Origin of the sequence: Parafilimonas terrae (assembly GCF_900115755.1) — a bacterium.
Classification (GTDB): Bacteria; Bacteroidota; Bacteroidia; order Chitinophagales; family Chitinophagaceae; genus Parafilimonas; species Parafilimonas terrae.
Window position 1 is genome coordinate 281,351 of sequence record NZ_FOXQ01000006.1, and the last position, 16,020, is coordinate 297,370.

Sequence of the window (16,020 nt, forward strand, 5' to 3'; positions counted from 1 at the left end):
CCGGCAATGAATAATGAGCACACTCAAAACAGATCACTTTCTGCTCGCTTTAAGCTAAACAATTCATCGCTTTAAACATTACATTAGTTCTGTTTAAAACGATTAAATGACCGCCAGTATTTGTCTTTATAAATATTGTATGATATTTCAAATTTATCATCGAAATGGCGTTTTACCTTATCAAACACTTTGGAAGGTTTGCGAAAATCTTTACAGGCAAAATAAATTTCTCTTATGCTTTCCGCTGTTTGCCTGCCTACATTTAAATAGCCATCGGCATCTTTAAGGTCTTCGCAAATTTTCTCTTCAATTACATTCAGCAGTTCTGCCACTGTTTTGTCCGGCATGCCGCCGCCATACTCGCCTTTATATTTTATTTCAAATTCGCCAATCCAGGGATGTGAACTTTTGCCATCCCATTCAAGCAAATCCATATTCATGGTTGCAATTAAGGAGTTCCCGTTTTTTAATGCAACCTTGAGTGTTGCATATTGATCGTTTTCAGAGCTGTGGCGTATGCCATCATATTTTTCAACAAATTCTTTCTCCCGCCATTTTAAATAGGTTTTTAATTTTTCTATCGGGATAAGCGGCCGGTTAGCCAATGCTTTCCTGATTACTTTCATATTATCTATCGTCGTTGCAAAATTTAATTCGCCTATATAATTATCAAGGAAAACATAAACACCGTTTGTAATTGCCTGCCAGTTATCTTCAACCAAATCATCATGTACTATGGATATATTTATTTCATCCGGATATTCATCGTCACCGTTTTCATAAAACCAAATATTCTCACTGTTGAAAGAATAGCCAGACATGTTTATAACGACATTCTTTATATCAAGTGCAGGTTTTAGCGCCGTGAATTTCCAGCCTTTGATTTTAGGGGCAGCAGCCACCAGTTCTTCAATAAAAACAATATTTTTAATTACGCCTTCTGCAGTAAATATTAATTCAACAGTATTATCGTTGCTCATACCGGTAAGATAAAATATATCTTTACTTACCTCATTTAATTTAGGCGCAAGCTTATTGAAAAAGGCTTCTTCAATATTGCCCTTATTTTTTATTACGGTGTGAAAATCTTTTTCATTTTTCTGAAACCAGTCCCAAAAATTCCTGTACAGATCCGATTGAAATCTTTTGGTAAAAATTTTTTTGAGAAGTCCCATGATTTTGTGATTTAGAGTTGTTGTAGAATATTTAAGAGTTAATTGTTTGCAGCAGCCGCTGCTAAATTACATATTATTTTGATTGCCCGCGCTGAGGGCTAAGCAAAGCGGGCTTAATCAAAATATGGATAAATATGTAATTTATAAATTATACGGGCAAGGCATTTTTAGCTGCCTGCACCAAAATTTTGCTGCCACGCCAGCATGCCGCCTGTCAGGTTTTTTACATTTTCAAATCCCAACTGCTCAAGTATCATTGCTGCCTGGCCGCTGCGGTTGCCACTTCTGCAATACACCACCACTTCATCTTTTTTCCAGTCATCAACAGGTTCTGTTTGCATATTGCGTACTTCACCAAGCGGAAGCAGCGTGCCGCCAATATTAAATTCAGCATTTTCGTTTGGTTCCCTTACATCCAAAAGATGAATTTTTTCTCCTGCATCAAGGCGTTGTTTTAATTCCTGTACTGTTATTGTTTGCATAATAGATTTTTATTAATTATTAATAACCGGCGGAGTTACAGATGAATCTTTTACCGGCGGGGTTGTACTTATCCATATATCCATCATTTGCCCGGCGCGAATACGGTTATTTACTCTTTCACCGCTTGGCAATAATGTTGTTGGGTCAGGGTTTTGGCGAACAATATAGGCATTGGCCGTATCTGCAACCGCACCTTCCGTGAGTATTACACCTATGCCTATATTATCCCCCGATAAATATTCCTTTGCCTGAGACACCGTTAAACCCACAAGATCGGGAACAGCAAGCTGTGTATCACCAAGCCCGTTACCAAGCACAAGGTCTATGGCAGTGCTCATTGGCACTTTGGTACCCGGGTTTACTGTTTTTCCATTCAGCAACTGGTCTTTAACCGCATTGCGGGCAATATCCGGCGTATAACTTATGTTACCCAGTTTAAGCCCCAGGCTTTCCAAAAACATTTGCGCACTTCTGTAAGAGAATCCTTTCAGATCGGGCATTTCAATTAATGGCGGGGTTGCACGGTTTATAGTTAGATAAATAGTGCGGTTTGCTTTTACTACTTCTTCACTTTCGGGAGATTGCTTAATTACAGTAAGCGGCGGCACGGAATCAATATATACAGAATCCTGTACAGCAACCTGGAATTTTTTTTGTTTCAGGAAGCTGATTGCATCTGCCAATGTTTTTCCTGTTACATCCGGTATGGATATAGATTCATTATGTTTTGTAACAGAGCTGAGTGAAAAGAAAAACGCAAAAATTATTAATAAAAGCAGCGCTATTGCCACTAACAGGTTTACAAAAAAAGAACGTTGCGTTATGAATTTAAACATTAATGATTTGTTTCTTATTAATTAATTCCAGCATTCTTCAATAAGCGCTGTATAAAACTGCTCCAGCGTCCACCCCATTGCTTTTACCTGTTGCGGAATAAGGCTTGCCGCACTCTGACCGGGCACGGTATTTACTTCCAGCATAAAAGGCTCGCCTTTAGCTTCGTTGTAAATAAAATCTATTCTCACCACACCACGGCAATTTAATACCGAATATATTTTTCTTGCAGCTACCTGCACTTTTTCAATAATTGCAGGATCTGCCTGCGCCGGCGTAATCTCTTCGCTTAAACCTTTATATTTCGCTTCAAAATCAAAAAAATCCTTCTTCGATTTTACTTCTGTAATGGGCAATGTAATTATTTCGCCTTTTGTTTTAAATACACCAATTGTAAATTCCCGGCCCTCAATAAATTCTTCAATCAGCACCTGGTCATCTTCATTAAAAGCTTTCTGTAAAGCTATTCCAATTTCCTCCGAAGGCCGGTTTACTTTACTCATGCCTATGCTCGACCCTCCATTATTGGGCTTCACAAACACCGGGAACTTCAATTTATGAATAATGTCTTCCTCGTTTATAACATCGTTTCTAAAAACATGCATGGATTTGGCAACGTTTATTCCTGCGAAACCTGCAACGGCAACTGTATATCGCTTATTAAAAGTCAGGGCCGATGTGGCCGCATCGCAGGTTGTATAAGGTAACCCTATACAATCAAAATAGCCCTGCAGTTTTCCATCTTCACCAGGCGTACCATGAATGCACATTAATACGCCGTCAAAATTTATTTTTTCGTCGTTTACAGTTATTGAAAAATCGTTTTTATCAACACTTATTTTTTCCCCGTTGGCATCTTCATAAAACCATCCTTCCGGGTTTATATCGATAAGATAAACATCATATTTATTTCTGTCAACATTATTGTTTACCGTTACCACGCTTTGATAGCTTATTTCAGATTCGCGGCTATAACCACCAGTAAGCAATGCAATTTTTTTCTTCATAACCTTTTTATGAAACGCAAAGAAATAGAAAAAAAGTACAAGCCATTCCTAAATCATTGCCGCTTTTTATTCTACCCGTTAGCTGCCGGCGGCAACAGGCAAAAACATTATTGGCACACAGAAGATTATGGCTGATACTCCACTACCACTCTTGCATTTTTTTGTTTATCGCTTGATACAAACAACTGGTAGCGCTTGCCACCTGTTGTAATAATCATCAATGCTGTATTGGGCGGAATGGAGCCGAGGTTATCGGCCACCATCACAAATTCATGCATTGTGTTGCCGGCATCGGCTTTCACATTAATTGTAACAGGCTTATCCGTTAAACCTTTTTTCCAGGCAATAACCTCGTTGTTATGATATACCGTTATGGTATCGCCATCAATATCGCCGTTATCATACAATTCAATCTTAATATCAGGTTGATTGGTAACAATCGTTCTGATAAGCGGGTTACTCCTTGTTTTAATAACCTCCGGCACCGGTATCTTTATTTTTTCCGGGATAACTTCAGGCGCTTTTGCCGGCGGCTGTGTTTTCACAACTGTATCAGGTTTTGGCGCTGAGGGATGTGCCGGCATTTTATTCTTCGCAATTGCATCTGCTTTTTTAATACGGTTTATCAAATCATTTACCTGGTTTGTATTGGTTACATCAAGCCGTTCTTTAAAACCAGGCAATTTATTTTTTAAAGCTGCAATTGTTTTAGGCCCGGCAACGCCATCCGCAGGCACGCCCAACGCGGTTTGCAGCCGTTTGGCATTTGCTTTTGAAATATCATTTGCCGGCGATGGCGTTTTTACGGTAGCAGAAGAATTAGTTTTCTTAATACGGTCTATGAGTTTGTTAATAGCATCCGTATCATTAAAATCCGGTTCATCGTTATAACCGGGCAGTTTTTTTCTAAGAGCCGCCATGGTTTTAGGGCCGGCCTTTCCATCTGCCGGAACACCCAGCGCTGATTGCAGTTTTTTTGTATTACTTGTTATAACTGTATTTTTAGAAGATGGCCTTGGCCCGATGCGATCCTGCGGTGAAGGCGCCGATGGTTTTTTCTTCAGCAAAAAATCTTCTTTATGAAAATCTGATTCCTGCACCCTTTCCAGGTAAACGGTGCCGCTGCCACAATCAGTTTTGCTGTTTACGTTTATGCTTGTAAAGGTGCCGCTGAGAATTTCTTTTCCATCCTGTTTTGAATATTCAAGGTTGCATGTCATAGCGCAGGCCTCACTGTTACCAGCCATTTTAAGCTCAACAAGCTTTAATTCCTTTATAAGGGCGCTTTCTGTTTTTGGAAACCATATACCTTCAAATGTGGCCTTACCATAAAAAACAGTGGTGCGGTAAGAATAAGTTACGCCTTTTATAGAATTGTTATTCAACTGATCTATCTGCACTTCGTATTTATAATATTGCTGAAAAGGCGGTGCGCCGGCATAAAAATTACCACGCCAGATGCCGGTTAAATCCTGGGTGAAAGCCGGGCACAGAAAAAACATCAGCAATAACAACAAGAAAAAGCGCTTCATGTTACAAATCTAATTTTCAGCATTAAAAGGAAGCGTTAAGGTTTGGCTTATTTAATGAGCTGCAGTTAACGCGGTTTCCATATAATTTCGGCTGCATGCAATTCCTGTGCAGTAAAACGGGCAAGCACAAAAAGATAATCACTCAGCCGGTTAAGGTACTTTAATATAAGCGGTTCAATAAACAATTCGTGCTGCTGCATATTTACGCATAAACGCTCTGTGCGCCTGCAAACACAACGTGCAATATGTGTTGCAGAAACAGCCACATGCCCGCCCGGCAGGATAAAATTTTTCATGACAGGCAATTGTTCATTCATATTATCTATTTCGTTTTCAAGTATAGTAATATCATCTTCCCGTAAATCAGGAATATGCATGCCGGTTTCTTTTCGAGGATCGCAGGCAAGAGATGAACCTATTACAAATAACCGGTCCTGCACCAGTTTTAAAACCTCACGCTGATGTTCATCAGGCGTATAATCCGTTACAAGGCCAATATGTGAATTTAATTCATCAACAGTACCATAGGTTTCGATACGGATATCATTTTTAAGAATTTTCGTTCCGCCAATAAGAACGGTTTTTCCCTTATCTCCCGTTTTTGTATAAATCTTCGTTGACATAGGGTAAAGTTAAGTACTTGCGCATCATTCTCACAGGCTTAAACTTTAAAGTTATATGTATAAAAAAGAAAAAATGACTTGCGGTTAATACAAGTCATTTTGCATATAGGAAGAAGCTGTTATCTGATAAAGATTTCCAAAACACCTGATCAATAATTCATACAAATTTTAAATAAGACAAACCAACAGTTCATTGAATTAGTTATCATGTATCTCAACTTTTGGCGGTGGCGGCGGTGGTTCACCGGGAGCCGGATGTTTGGGAACTTTTACGGTAGCGGTACAGGAACAAAGCATTATTGCCGCTATTACTATTGCACTTACAGGCTTTAATATTTTTCCGGAAATATTTTTCATAGTAAAAGGTTTTATAAGCATAATAATTATAAAACCATGCCATAAAATCATTATGAAACAAAAACAAATGTTTAAACGCTGTTTATAAAGCTCCGCTTTCGTTTCACCGTCAGGCTTTATAAAACCACGATACATTCCTTCGGCATAGTTCACTATTATTATTTTGCTTTGCAGAAAAATATTTCAACTTCATATTAAATCAACATTGTTTTGCGCGACATATTTTTTAAACACATTGCCCAAACATCGCCTGCACCTATCGGGCTTGAAATTGTAAAGGCTGAAGGCATTTATCAATACGATGTAAAAGGTAAACGATACATCGATTTAATTTCGGGTTTTAATGTGGCCAACATAGGGCATTCAAATCCTAAAGTAATTGAAGCTGTTAAAAAGCAGGTGGATGAATATATGCACCTGATTGTTTATGGTGAGTTTATAGAAACGCCGCAAACGGCTTATGCCAAATTGCTTACGGAGCATCTTCCTTCAACATTGGATTGCATTTATTTTACCAACAGCGGTGCAGAAGCAACAGAAGGCGCTTTAAAGCTGGCAAAACGCGCCACCGGCCGCACGAATATTATCGCATTCAATAAAAGTTATCATGGCAGCACGCAGGGCGCATTAAGCGTTATGGGCGATGAATATTACCGCAATGCTTTCAGGCCTTTGCTGCCCGGCATTTTACATATCGACTATAACAGCGATGAAGTTTTTGACCTAATAAATGAAGCAACAGCCTGCGTAATTCTTGAAACGGTACAGGCAGAAAGTGGTATTACTGTACCATCAAAAACATGGATGCAGCAACTGCGAAAAAAATGCACAGAACAGGGCGCTTTACTCATTCTTGATGAAATACAGGCAGGCTTTGGCAGAACCGGAACGTTGTGGGCATTTGAACAATTTGATATTGTTCCTGATATTTTATTATTGGGTAAAGCTTTAGGTGGCGGCATGCCGCTTGGCGCATTTATAGCTAATAAAAATGTGATGCAAACTTTAAGTTTTAATCCCGTGCTTGGGCATATCACAACGTTTGGCGGGCATCCTGTAAGCTGCGCTGCGGGCAAAGCTGCGTTTGAAGTTTTATTAGCCGGGAATTATATAAACTATGTAAAAAAGAAAGAAGCACTTTTAATTGAACAATTACATCATCTGTCCATAAAAAAAATAAATCATTTTGGCTTATGGGCTTCTCTTCAGTTTAAAACAATGGAAACAGCTCAAAACATTATTCATGCATGTGTTGATAACGGTTTGATTACAGACTGGTTTGTTTTTGCGCCTGACAGATTGCGCATCGCCCCGCCTTTGATAATTAAAGAGGATGAAATTAAAAATGCTTGTGAAATTATTTTGAAGGCGATTGAAGAATATGCCTGAAATTAAAGCACTACTATCAGTAAGCCCGGATTAAAACTTCCGTGGGGATATTCCAGTTTTTGTGAAGCTGCCGTATCATTTCCAAAGAAAGCTTTCTTTTTTTATTAAGTAGCTCGCTTGCCCTGCTTTTATGCCCAATAATGTCAGCAAGATCAGTTTGTGTTAAGCCTAATTGTTCCATCCTGAATTTAATAGCTTCCACTGGGTCGGGCAAATCAATTGGGAAATGATCATCTTCATATTTTTCAATCAGGAGGCTCAACACTTCCAATTCATCGCCATTGTCTGTATTTTTTTTAGCATCAAATAAAGTTTCCAACCTTGCAAGGGCGCGTTCGTAATCTCTTTTCGTTTTAATTAGCCTAATGTTCATTTTAAATATTTTTAGCATTTATTTTATCATATTCTGCATGTGTTCCTATAAAACGAATCCATACTATTTTATAGTCATAATTTATTTTTACAATTAACCTGTATGTATTGCCTTTTATGTTAAACACAATTCTGTTACTGCCAATAATACTTGCAGCCGGGTATTCCGCTTTTATTTCATTTAAATTGGACCATTCTGCTTTTAAAGCTTCATGGTACCATGCTTTAAGTTGTTGTTCACAATCTCCGTGTTTCTCCCAGAACTCACGAAGTATTTTTTTTGCAATAACTCTCAACAATATCTATTTTATCAAAGATAAGAAAAGTTACCAAATTGGGAAATTACAATATTAACCGTTTTTTATTTTCCGCCATTGCTTTAGGTTTGCGGCAAACCAAAAAATTAAAATGAGTATTACTGTAGTAGGAACAATGGCTTTTGATGCTATTGAAACGCCTTTTGATAAAACGGATAAAATTATTGGCGGATCGGCAACCTATGTGGCTTATGCAGCGTCTTTTTTTGTGCAACCAATTCAACAAATTTCCATTGTGGGCAACGATTTTCCACAGGAAGAATTGCAGGCGCTGCAAGCCAGGGGTGTTAAAACAGATGGCGTTGAAATTGTGCCTGATAAAAAATCATTTTTCTGGAGCGGCAAATATCATCTTGATATGAACAGCCGTGATACCTTAATTACCGACTTGAATGTACTGGCTGATTTTGACCCCAATGTTCCGGACAGTTACCAGGATTGCGATTTTTTAATGCTCGGCAATCTCGTGCCTGCCATTCAGCAAAAAATAATCAACCAGTTTAAACAGCGCCCGAAATTAATTGTAATGGATACCATGAATTTCTGGATTGAAACGGCATGGGAAGACCTTAAACAAACGCTTACCATGGTGGATGTTTTGCTGGTAAACGACAGTGAAGCCAGACAAATAACCGGTGAATATTCGCTTGTAAAAGCAGCTAGAAAAATATTAACAATGGGGCCAAAATTTCTTATTGTGAAAAAAGGTGAGCATGGCGCTTTACTGTTTCATGAAAACAAAGTTTTCTTTGCTCCCGCAATGCCATTGGATGATGTGTTTGACCCAACCGGCGCCGGCGATACTTTTGCAGGCGGCTTCATTGGCCATCTTGCAAAAACAAAAGATATTTCTTTTGAGAACATGAAAACTGCCATTATTGTTGGTTCTGCCATGGCAAGTTTTTGCGTGGAAAAATTTGGTACGGAGCGCTTAAAAGAAATTTCAAAGGAAGATATTGGAAACCGCTTACAGGAATTTGTGCAGCTCGTTAACTTCGATATTACTTTGGCATAAAAGCATTGCTTTGGTGTGATAATTGAAAATAAAATTCCCATAATTTCAAATATGAAAAAATTATTGTGGGCTATTCTTTTTACAGGTATTGGCGTTTATTCATGCAAATCAAAACAAAAAGAAAAAATAGAAGTTGATAAAAGTATTAATCAAAAAACATCTTTTAATAACCTCTTCATTGATAGTAATACCATCAAAGTTTTTTTAACAAAACATCCTGAATACACAAAGTTCATCCAGCAGTATAGTGATTTTTATAAGTTACGCAATTATCAATGTGCATGGTTTGACAGCAGTGGCATTGGCGAGCAAGCTTATAATTTTATGAACCTGCTCGCAAATGCCGTTGATACATATAGCGACAGCAGTTTATACAATAAAAAACTCTCTGATGAAGTAGATGAGTTTAAAACAGACACTTCAAATAAAAATATAAAAACAACGCAGAATATTACTGACACAGAGTTAAAGCTCACGGGCCAGTTCTTTGCTTATGCTTCAAAAATTTATGGCGGCAGCGATATAAATATCCAGGAGCTTGGCTGGTTTATTCCACGTAAAAAACTAAACCTTTCTGTAATGCTTGATTCGCTTATCGCGAATAAATCAGACATTAAAAAAACTGAAATTCCTTTAAGCAGTGCATATAAAAAGTTGCTCGACTATCTTTCCGTTTATCGCAAGATAGCACAAACCACACCATGGGATTCTCTGCCATATCCTGAAAAGGCACTTCATAAAGGCGCCACATCACCCGAAATAATAACCATAAAAAAACGCCTGTTTGCTTTGGGAGATATGGAAGAAAGCGATACAACAGATATTTTTGATTCGTTAATGCTGTCGGCCGTAAAAAAGTTCCAGGTGCGCATGGGTGTAAGCCCGGATGGTGTAATTGGAAAATCATTTATTACACAACTAAATGTAACGCCGGCTAAAAGAATAGAACAAATTCTTATAAACCTTGAGCGCCTGCGCTGGATGCCGCCAATGAATGACAGCACAAATTCGATTGTGGTAAACATTCCTGAATATAAAATGTATGTGTATGATAGCGGGAAGCTTCAGTTTCCTATGAACGTTGTTGTAGGTTCATCGGCCACCGGCACCGTTATATTTACGGGCAACTTAAAATACATCGTGTTTAGCCCGTATTGGAATATACCGGCAAGTATTGTGAAGAAAGAAATATTACCGGGCATTGCACGCAATCCTAATTACCTGGCCGCACACCACATGGAGCAGTTTGGCATGCAGGCAAAAGGTGTTCCGGCAATAAGACAATTGCCCGGCGCTGACAATGCTTTGGGCAGGGTAAAATTTTTATTTCCAAACAACTTCGATATTTATTTTCACGATACGAATAATCGTGGAGCATTTAATGCATCAAACAGGAACATCAGTCATGGGTGCATTCGTTTGAGCGAACCTAAAAAACTCGCTATGTATTTGCTGCGTTACGATACAGCAACTTACAATAACCAAACGGTTGACAGCCTCATGAGCCTTGATAAAGAAAAATGGGTAACGCTTAAAAAACCAGTACCGGTAGTAATAAGTTATTATACTGCGTTTGTTGACAATAATGGCAGCCTCAATTTTCGCCGTGATATTTATAAACATGATTCTGCAATGGCAGCCAAATTATTTACCGGCAACAGTAATTTAATGGCATTGAAATAAAAGATGTTCAGTCAGCATTAAACACATTTTTCGTGAATTGTCAATCGTGAATATAAAAGTATGATGATATCGATGCAAAACCAGGTTTGATTTATTTATGAAAAAGCCTGCTGACGTTAATAACAATTATTGATTTGAAGCATCTTACTCACAACTGGCCACTCACAATTCACACAAAAACTTTTCACATTTTATCATATCAAACCATGCCGTCCATTCCAAAAAAATTCAGCATACACATGCAGGTGCAGCAACCTCATATTGATGCAATGAACCATGTAAACAATGTGGTTTATATACAATGGATGCAGGATATCGCTTCTATGCACTGGCATGCAATCGCCACGCCTGAATTAAAAAATAAACTTGTATGGATGATAAGAAAACATGAAGTGAATTATCATAACCAGGCTTTCTTAAATGATAACCTGCTTATAACAACATGGACGGGAGAATATACAAACGTGACCTGGAAACGCCATTATGAAATAACCCGCCCGGCAGATAATAAAAAAATTATCAGTGCAGTAAGCTTGTGGATACCTGTTGATGTGGAAACGCAAAAACCTCAGCGTATTGATGAAGCTATGGTAAGATTGTTTATGCAGTAATGGTTATATGCGCATTACTTTCCATCATAATAGAAAACAATTTTAGCATTGGTTTGCATATCTGTTTTTACAGATAATTTATAAACCTTCTCTCCCACCGTAACACGCATCAGTGCTGTATTTGGAGCAATTTTTCCAAGGTTCTCTGCAATCATGGTAAACTCATGCATTGGGTTAGCAGCATCAGCATGAATTTTTATAGTGATAGGTTCTTTTAATAAAGTTTGATTGTTTACAATTAAAGCACCATTATGATAAACGCTTACCCGGTCGCCATCAATTTGTGCATTGTCAAACAGCTCCAGTAAAATATCCGGCGTTGTTATGTGATATGTGTTTAATAAAACATTATCCCTTGTTTCCAACGCTTTTGCAGTTGTGGGGCTCGCTGAATCTTTAACAGGCAATGGCGCTTTTGGTATAGAAGCTTTTGCAATGGAATCGTTTATATGCTGCGTTTTTTTTTGTCTGGCAATATTATTAGCAGCAGTTATCGAATCCTGCATTTGTTTATCATGCTTCTTTGCAAGGTTTATTGAATCAGCAATCTCTTTTCTTCTTTTTTTTACAAATGCAATTGCAGCAATTGTTGAATCTTTAATTCGTTGCTCTTCATTTTGCCGGACAATATTATTTGCAGCCGCAACAGAATCGTTATACTTTTTTTCTGCGGCAATATCAGCAGGCGTTTTTTCTTTGCATGCAGAAAGATCATCTGCACCATCGCCAAAACGGGTAATAAGATATTGCTGTGTTGCTGAATCAAAATCGCAGATTGATTTATGGTAAACAGTAACGCCATTGCATTCCTTTTTACAACCAGAAATACGTGTAGTTAAAACAAGCCTGCTATTTTCAATCGTTATATTATTCTCAGAGTTACAGTTTGAACAATCGCTCCATTCGCCATTTGGCGGGTTTTTCCTGTAAAGCACAGCACCATTCTTAATCACGATAGTTTCACCATCAACAGAACCGATGAGCGCCGTTTCAACTTTTATATTATGACGGCCTTTTATTTCATTGGTTCTTATACCAAAAAAAGAATTGCCATCAGTAGAATCTATTATGATGGTTCTTACGAGTTCAGTTTTATTAACGCTGGATGACCCATTCCATGTACCTAACAACCAGTTAAGGCTTTGGGCATTGTCGGCAAAGCATATAAAGCAGCCAGCCAGCAGCAGCGCCGGTTTTTTAAGTTTAATCATAGAGCAAACAATTAGCTTCGTATACAGGATTAAAACGTGTTACAAATTTACTTCTGCTACTAAAAATACGCTGCCACAAATTAAAACCAGGTCTTCTTTATCAGCACGGGTAATGGCTTCAGAAAGCGCTGCATTTACATCTTCAAAATATTTTCCTTTCAGGCCATGCACAGCAGCAAGGCCGGCAAGCATTTTTTCGTTTAGGGCCCTTGGCAATTGCGCTTTGGTAAAATAGTAATTCGCAGTTACAGGCAACAAAGACAGGATGCTTTCAATATCTTTATCTTTTACAAATCCAATAATCAAATGCAGGCGGGTATAGCTTTCAAGCTCAAGTTGTTCCAGCAGTTGTTTTATGCCCGCAGCATTATGCGCCACATCAACAATTACAGCCGGGTTTTCTTTTAATTTCTCCCATCGCCCGTGAAGGCCGGTGAGATGTTTTACTTGTTTTAAAGCCTTTTGTATATGCTGCAGTTTTATTTGCCATCCCTTGAGCTGCAGTTGATGCACCGCTTCTAAAACAGTAACTATATTTTTTGTTTGATAAATGCCCGGCAAATCGAGCAGGAAAGTATGATGTTCATCTTTTCTCACATCAACCACTTCTGCTTTCAAATGATTGTTTTCATAGTTGAAGTCCTGCACATAAAAATTTTCCTGTGCAAAAATCAGCGGTGCGTTTTTTTCTTTGGCAGCCGTTTGAAAAACCGGTCTTGTTTCATCCACAACTTCGCCGATTATTGCAGGAATATTTTGCTTGATAATACCTGCTTTTTCATAGGCTATTTTTTCAAGCGTATCGCCCAGTATTTGCGTATGATCGTAACCAATATTTGTAATGATTGAAAGTTCAGGCAATATAATATTCGTGCTGTCAAGCCTGCCGCCAAGCCCCGTTTCTATAACAGCTACATCTACATTTTGCTGCGCAAAATATTCAAACGCCATTGCAACCGTTATCTCAAAAAAAGAAGGTTCGAGACGTTCAAACTGTGGTTTAATTTTTTCAGTGAAATCAATAATAAATTCTTCAGTGCACATTATACCATTCACTTTTATTCTTTCCCTGAAATCTTTTAAATGCGGCGACGTATATAAGCCTGTTTTATAACCGGCAGTTTGCAAAATGGCCGCCAGTATATGGCTAACAGAACCCTTGCCATTTGTACCTGCAATATGAATGCTCTTAAATTTTTTTTGCGGGTTATTTAATGCAGCGCAAAGTTGTTTGGTATTGGTTAAATCTTTCTTGTAAGCATCTGTGCCAATGCGGCTGAACATGGGCAACTGTTCGTATAAATATGCAAGCGTATCAGCGTACGTCATACTGCAAAGTAAAATGAAAGATATTGGATTTGTATTGTAATCAATATTAGAAATATTAGATTTATATGAGATAGACTGTAATTAAAAGGCCGGAAAGCTTTTACACTTCCCGGCCTTTTATCGGTTATTAATTTTTACTTTATTCCATTACAAAAGTTTCCAGGAATTTGGTAGTGAAATTTCCTTTGCGGAAATCTTCGTTCTTCATCAATTGAAGATGGAAAGGAATGGTTGTTTTTACTCCATCAATTACATACTCGCTTAAAGCACGGTACATGGTATCAATTGCTTCTTCACGGGTGCGGGCAACCGTTATGAGCTTGCCGATCATAGAATCGTAATACGGCGGAATTACATAACCTGCATATACATGGCTGTCAACACGCACACCATGACCGCCGGGTGTATTCAATACATTTATCCTACCGGGTGAAGGCCGGAAATCATTATACGGGTCTTCCGCATTTATACGGCATTCAATAGCGTGCATTTGCGGTGCATAGTTTTCACCGGAAATTCTTTCGCCCATTGCAATTTTAATCTGCTCTTTTATAAGATCGAAATTGATAACTTCCTCTGTAACGCAATGTTCTACCTGTATGCGGGTGTTCATTTCCATGAAGTAAAAATTACGGTGTTTATCAACCAGGAATTCTATGGTGCCCACGCTTTCATAATTAATAGCCGAAGCAGCTTTAATAGCGGCAGCGCCCATTTTTTCACGCAGTTCAGGCGTCATAAAAGGCGAAGGGGATTCTTCTACCAATTTCTGGTGCCTGCGCTGAATGCTGCAATCGCGTTCGCTTAAATGGCAAACCGTACCAAACTGGTCACCTGCAACCTGTATTTCTATATGGCGTGGCTCTTCCACAAATTTCTCCATATAAATGCCATCGTTTTTAAACGAAGCGGCTGCTTCAGCTTTAGCGGTATTATAAGCACGTTCAATTTCGCTTTCATTCCATACAACGCGCATGCCTTTGCCACCGCCACCAGCGGTTGCTTTTAATATAATGGGATAACCAATTTCCTTTGCCAGCGATTTGGCTTCATCCAGGTCTTTTAATAAACCTTCACCGCCCGGCACTACAGGCACGCCTGCTTTTATCATGGTTTCTTTGGCGGTTATTTTATCGCCCATAGCATTAATCATGGCCGGCGTGGGCCCTATGAATTTAATACCATGATCGCCGCATATCTGTGCAAACTTTGAATTTTCTGCCAGGAAACCATAACCCGGGTGAATAGCATCAGCATTGGTAATTTCCGATGCGGCAATTATATGCGGAATATTAAGATAAGAATCGCTGCTTTGAGGCTTGCCAATGCATACAGCCTCGTCGGCAAAACGCACATGAAGGCTGTCTTTATCGGCAGTAGAATAAACAGCCACCGTTTTAATGCCCATTTCTCTGCAGGTTCTTATAACACGAAGGGCAATTTCGCCACGGTTGGCTATGAGTATTTTTTTAAACACTTTAATAAATTAAAAATTAAAAATTAAAAATTAAAATCGCGTTATGTCAAATGATGTTTTGACTTTTGATTTTTTAATTTTTACTTAGGCTGGTTCTACTAAAAACAGAGGCTGGTCGAATTCAACGGGGCTTGCATCTTCAACAAGTATTTTTGCAATTTTGCCGCTCACTTCACTTTCAATTTCATTAAAGAGTTTCATGGCTTCTATTATGCAAACAACTTTACCCGGTGCAATTTCATCCCCAACTTCTACAAAATTTGGTTTGTCAGGGCCAGGCCTTTTATAAAAAGTACCAATCATCGGGCTTTTTATGGTGATGAGATTATCTGTTTTTAAAGGAGCAGTTGCGGTTTGCTGTGCCGGTGCAGTTGCTGCGGCTACCGGCTGCGGAAGAGCAGCGGCCTGTGGCTGAACATATAGCGGCGCCTGTACCGGGAATTGCTGTATCTCAGGTTGATAAACTTTGTCTCTTTTCTGTTTGATTAATATTTTAAAATCTTTTTCTTCAATGCTCAATTCCCCTATGTTGCTTTTATTTACAAGCTTAATAAGTTCCTGAATTTGTTTATAATCCATAATTTAATTTTTGGGGTTATTTATAT

At 38.5% G+C, this 16,020-nt stretch carries 17 protein-coding genes; 4 read left to right on the forward strand and 13 right to left on the reverse strand.

Annotated elements, in window-relative coordinates; all coding sequences use genetic code 11:
- Positions 1–83: 83 nt before the first annotated feature.
- The 7 genes from BM015_RS12125 to BM015_RS21580 form a co-directional block, all read right to left on the reverse strand.
- On the reverse strand, positions 84–1,175 hold the full coding sequence (locus BM015_RS12125; protein ID WP_090658697.1) for a DUF695 domain-containing protein: 1,092 nt from the start codon (positions 1,173–1,175) through the stop codon (positions 84–86).
- A 167-nt stretch (positions 1,176–1,342) separates the two neighbouring features.
- The gene (locus BM015_RS12130) at positions 1,343–1,657 is read right to left on the reverse strand and encodes a rhodanese-like domain-containing protein (protein WP_090658699.1); all 315 of its coding nucleotides are present in this window, start codon (positions 1,655–1,657) and stop codon (positions 1,343–1,345) included.
- Between the two features lie 12 nt (positions 1,658–1,669).
- Positions 1,670–2,494 (reverse strand): PASTA domain-containing protein, encoded by an 825-nt coding sequence (locus BM015_RS12135; protein WP_090658701.1) that lies wholly within the window; start codon positions 2,492–2,494, stop codon positions 1,670–1,672.
- A 21-nt stretch (positions 2,495–2,515) separates the two neighbouring features.
- Positions 2,516–3,499, reverse strand: a complete 984-nt coding sequence (locus BM015_RS12140) for a D-alanine--D-alanine ligase (protein WP_090658703.1) — start codon at positions 3,497–3,499, stop codon at positions 2,516–2,518.
- A 125-nt stretch (positions 3,500–3,624) separates the two neighbouring features.
- The gene (locus BM015_RS12145; protein WP_090658705.1) at positions 3,625–5,031 is read right to left on the reverse strand and encodes a peptidoglycan-binding domain-containing protein; all 1,407 of its coding nucleotides are present in this window, start codon (positions 5,029–5,031) and stop codon (positions 3,625–3,627) included.
- A 65-nt stretch (positions 5,032–5,096) separates the two neighbouring features.
- Positions 5,097–5,654 carry a cob(I)yrinic acid a,c-diamide adenosyltransferase gene (locus BM015_RS12150; protein WP_090658707.1) on the reverse strand — a complete coding sequence of 186 codons (558 nt, stop codon included), beginning with the start codon at positions 5,652–5,654 and terminating at the stop codon, positions 5,097–5,099.
- A 198-nt stretch (positions 5,655–5,852) separates the two neighbouring features.
- Positions 5,853–6,011 carry a hypothetical protein gene (locus BM015_RS21580; RefSeq protein ID WP_177191890.1) on the reverse strand — a complete coding sequence of 53 codons (159 nt, stop codon included), beginning with the start codon at positions 6,009–6,011 and terminating at the stop codon, positions 5,853–5,855.
- Between the two features lie 210 nt (positions 6,012–6,221).
- On the opposite strand from BM015_RS21580, the gene BM015_RS12160 reads away from it, so the two are divergent.
- Positions 6,222–7,400, forward strand: coding sequence for an aspartate aminotransferase family protein (locus BM015_RS12160; protein WP_245751384.1), 1,179 nt, complete (start codon positions 6,222–6,224; stop codon positions 7,398–7,400).
- A 16-nt stretch (positions 7,401–7,416) separates the two neighbouring features.
- Here the strand turns inward: BM015_RS12160 and BM015_RS12165 are convergent, their stop codons facing one another.
- Together BM015_RS12165 and BM015_RS12170 are read right to left on the reverse strand one after the other, a co-directional pair.
- Positions 7,417–7,773 (reverse strand): helix-turn-helix domain-containing protein, encoded by a 357-nt coding sequence (locus tag BM015_RS12165; RefSeq protein ID WP_090658817.1) that lies wholly within the window; start codon positions 7,771–7,773, stop codon positions 7,417–7,419.
- A 1-nt stretch (position 7,774) separates the two neighbouring features.
- Positions 7,775–8,068: a type II toxin-antitoxin system HigB family toxin gene (locus BM015_RS12170; protein WP_090658713.1), complete on the reverse strand. Its 294-nt coding sequence runs from the start codon at positions 8,066–8,068 to the stop codon at positions 7,775–7,777.
- Between the two features lie 112 nt (positions 8,069–8,180).
- Here BM015_RS12170 and BM015_RS12175 point away from each other — a divergent pair, with 112 nt between their 5' ends.
- From BM015_RS12175 to BM015_RS12185, 3 genes are all read left to right on the forward strand, one after another.
- Positions 8,181–9,104, forward strand: a complete 924-nt coding sequence (locus tag BM015_RS12175; protein WP_090658715.1) for a PfkB family carbohydrate kinase — start codon at positions 8,181–8,183, stop codon at positions 9,102–9,104.
- A gap of 51 nt (positions 9,105–9,155) precedes the next feature.
- A complete protein-coding gene (locus tag BM015_RS12180) occupies positions 9,156–10,787 on the forward strand; it encodes a L,D-transpeptidase family protein (protein WP_143075842.1) in 1,632 nt (543 codons plus the stop codon).
- 206 nt (positions 10,788–10,993) lie between these two features.
- The gene (locus BM015_RS12185; protein ID WP_090658719.1) at positions 10,994–11,398 is read left to right on the forward strand and encodes an acyl-CoA thioesterase; all 405 of its coding nucleotides are present in this window, start codon (positions 10,994–10,996) and stop codon (positions 11,396–11,398) included.
- Positions 11,399–11,412: 14 nt separating this feature from the next.
- On the opposite strand, the gene BM015_RS12190 is transcribed toward BM015_RS12185, so the two are convergent.
- The 4 genes from BM015_RS12190 to accB form a co-directional block, all read right to left on the reverse strand.
- Positions 11,413–12,609, reverse strand: coding sequence for a hypothetical protein (locus BM015_RS12190; RefSeq protein ID WP_090658721.1), 1,197 nt, complete (start codon positions 12,607–12,609; stop codon positions 11,413–11,415).
- Positions 12,610–12,648: 39 nt separating this feature from the next.
- Positions 12,649–13,938 carry a bifunctional folylpolyglutamate synthase/dihydrofolate synthase gene (locus BM015_RS12195; RefSeq protein WP_090658724.1) on the reverse strand — a complete coding sequence of 430 codons (1,290 nt, stop codon included), beginning with the start codon at positions 13,936–13,938 and terminating at the stop codon, positions 12,649–12,651.
- Between the two features lie 139 nt (positions 13,939–14,077).
- Positions 14,078–15,415, reverse strand: a complete 1,338-nt coding sequence (gene accC / locus BM015_RS12200; protein ID WP_090658726.1) for an acetyl-CoA carboxylase biotin carboxylase subunit — start codon at positions 15,413–15,415, stop codon at positions 14,078–14,080.
- A gap of 84 nt (positions 15,416–15,499) precedes the next feature.
- Positions 15,500–15,994, reverse strand: coding sequence for an acetyl-CoA carboxylase biotin carboxyl carrier protein (gene accB / locus BM015_RS12205; RefSeq protein WP_090658728.1), 495 nt, complete (start codon positions 15,992–15,994; stop codon positions 15,500–15,502).
- Between the last annotated feature and the right edge of the window lie 26 nt (positions 15,995–16,020).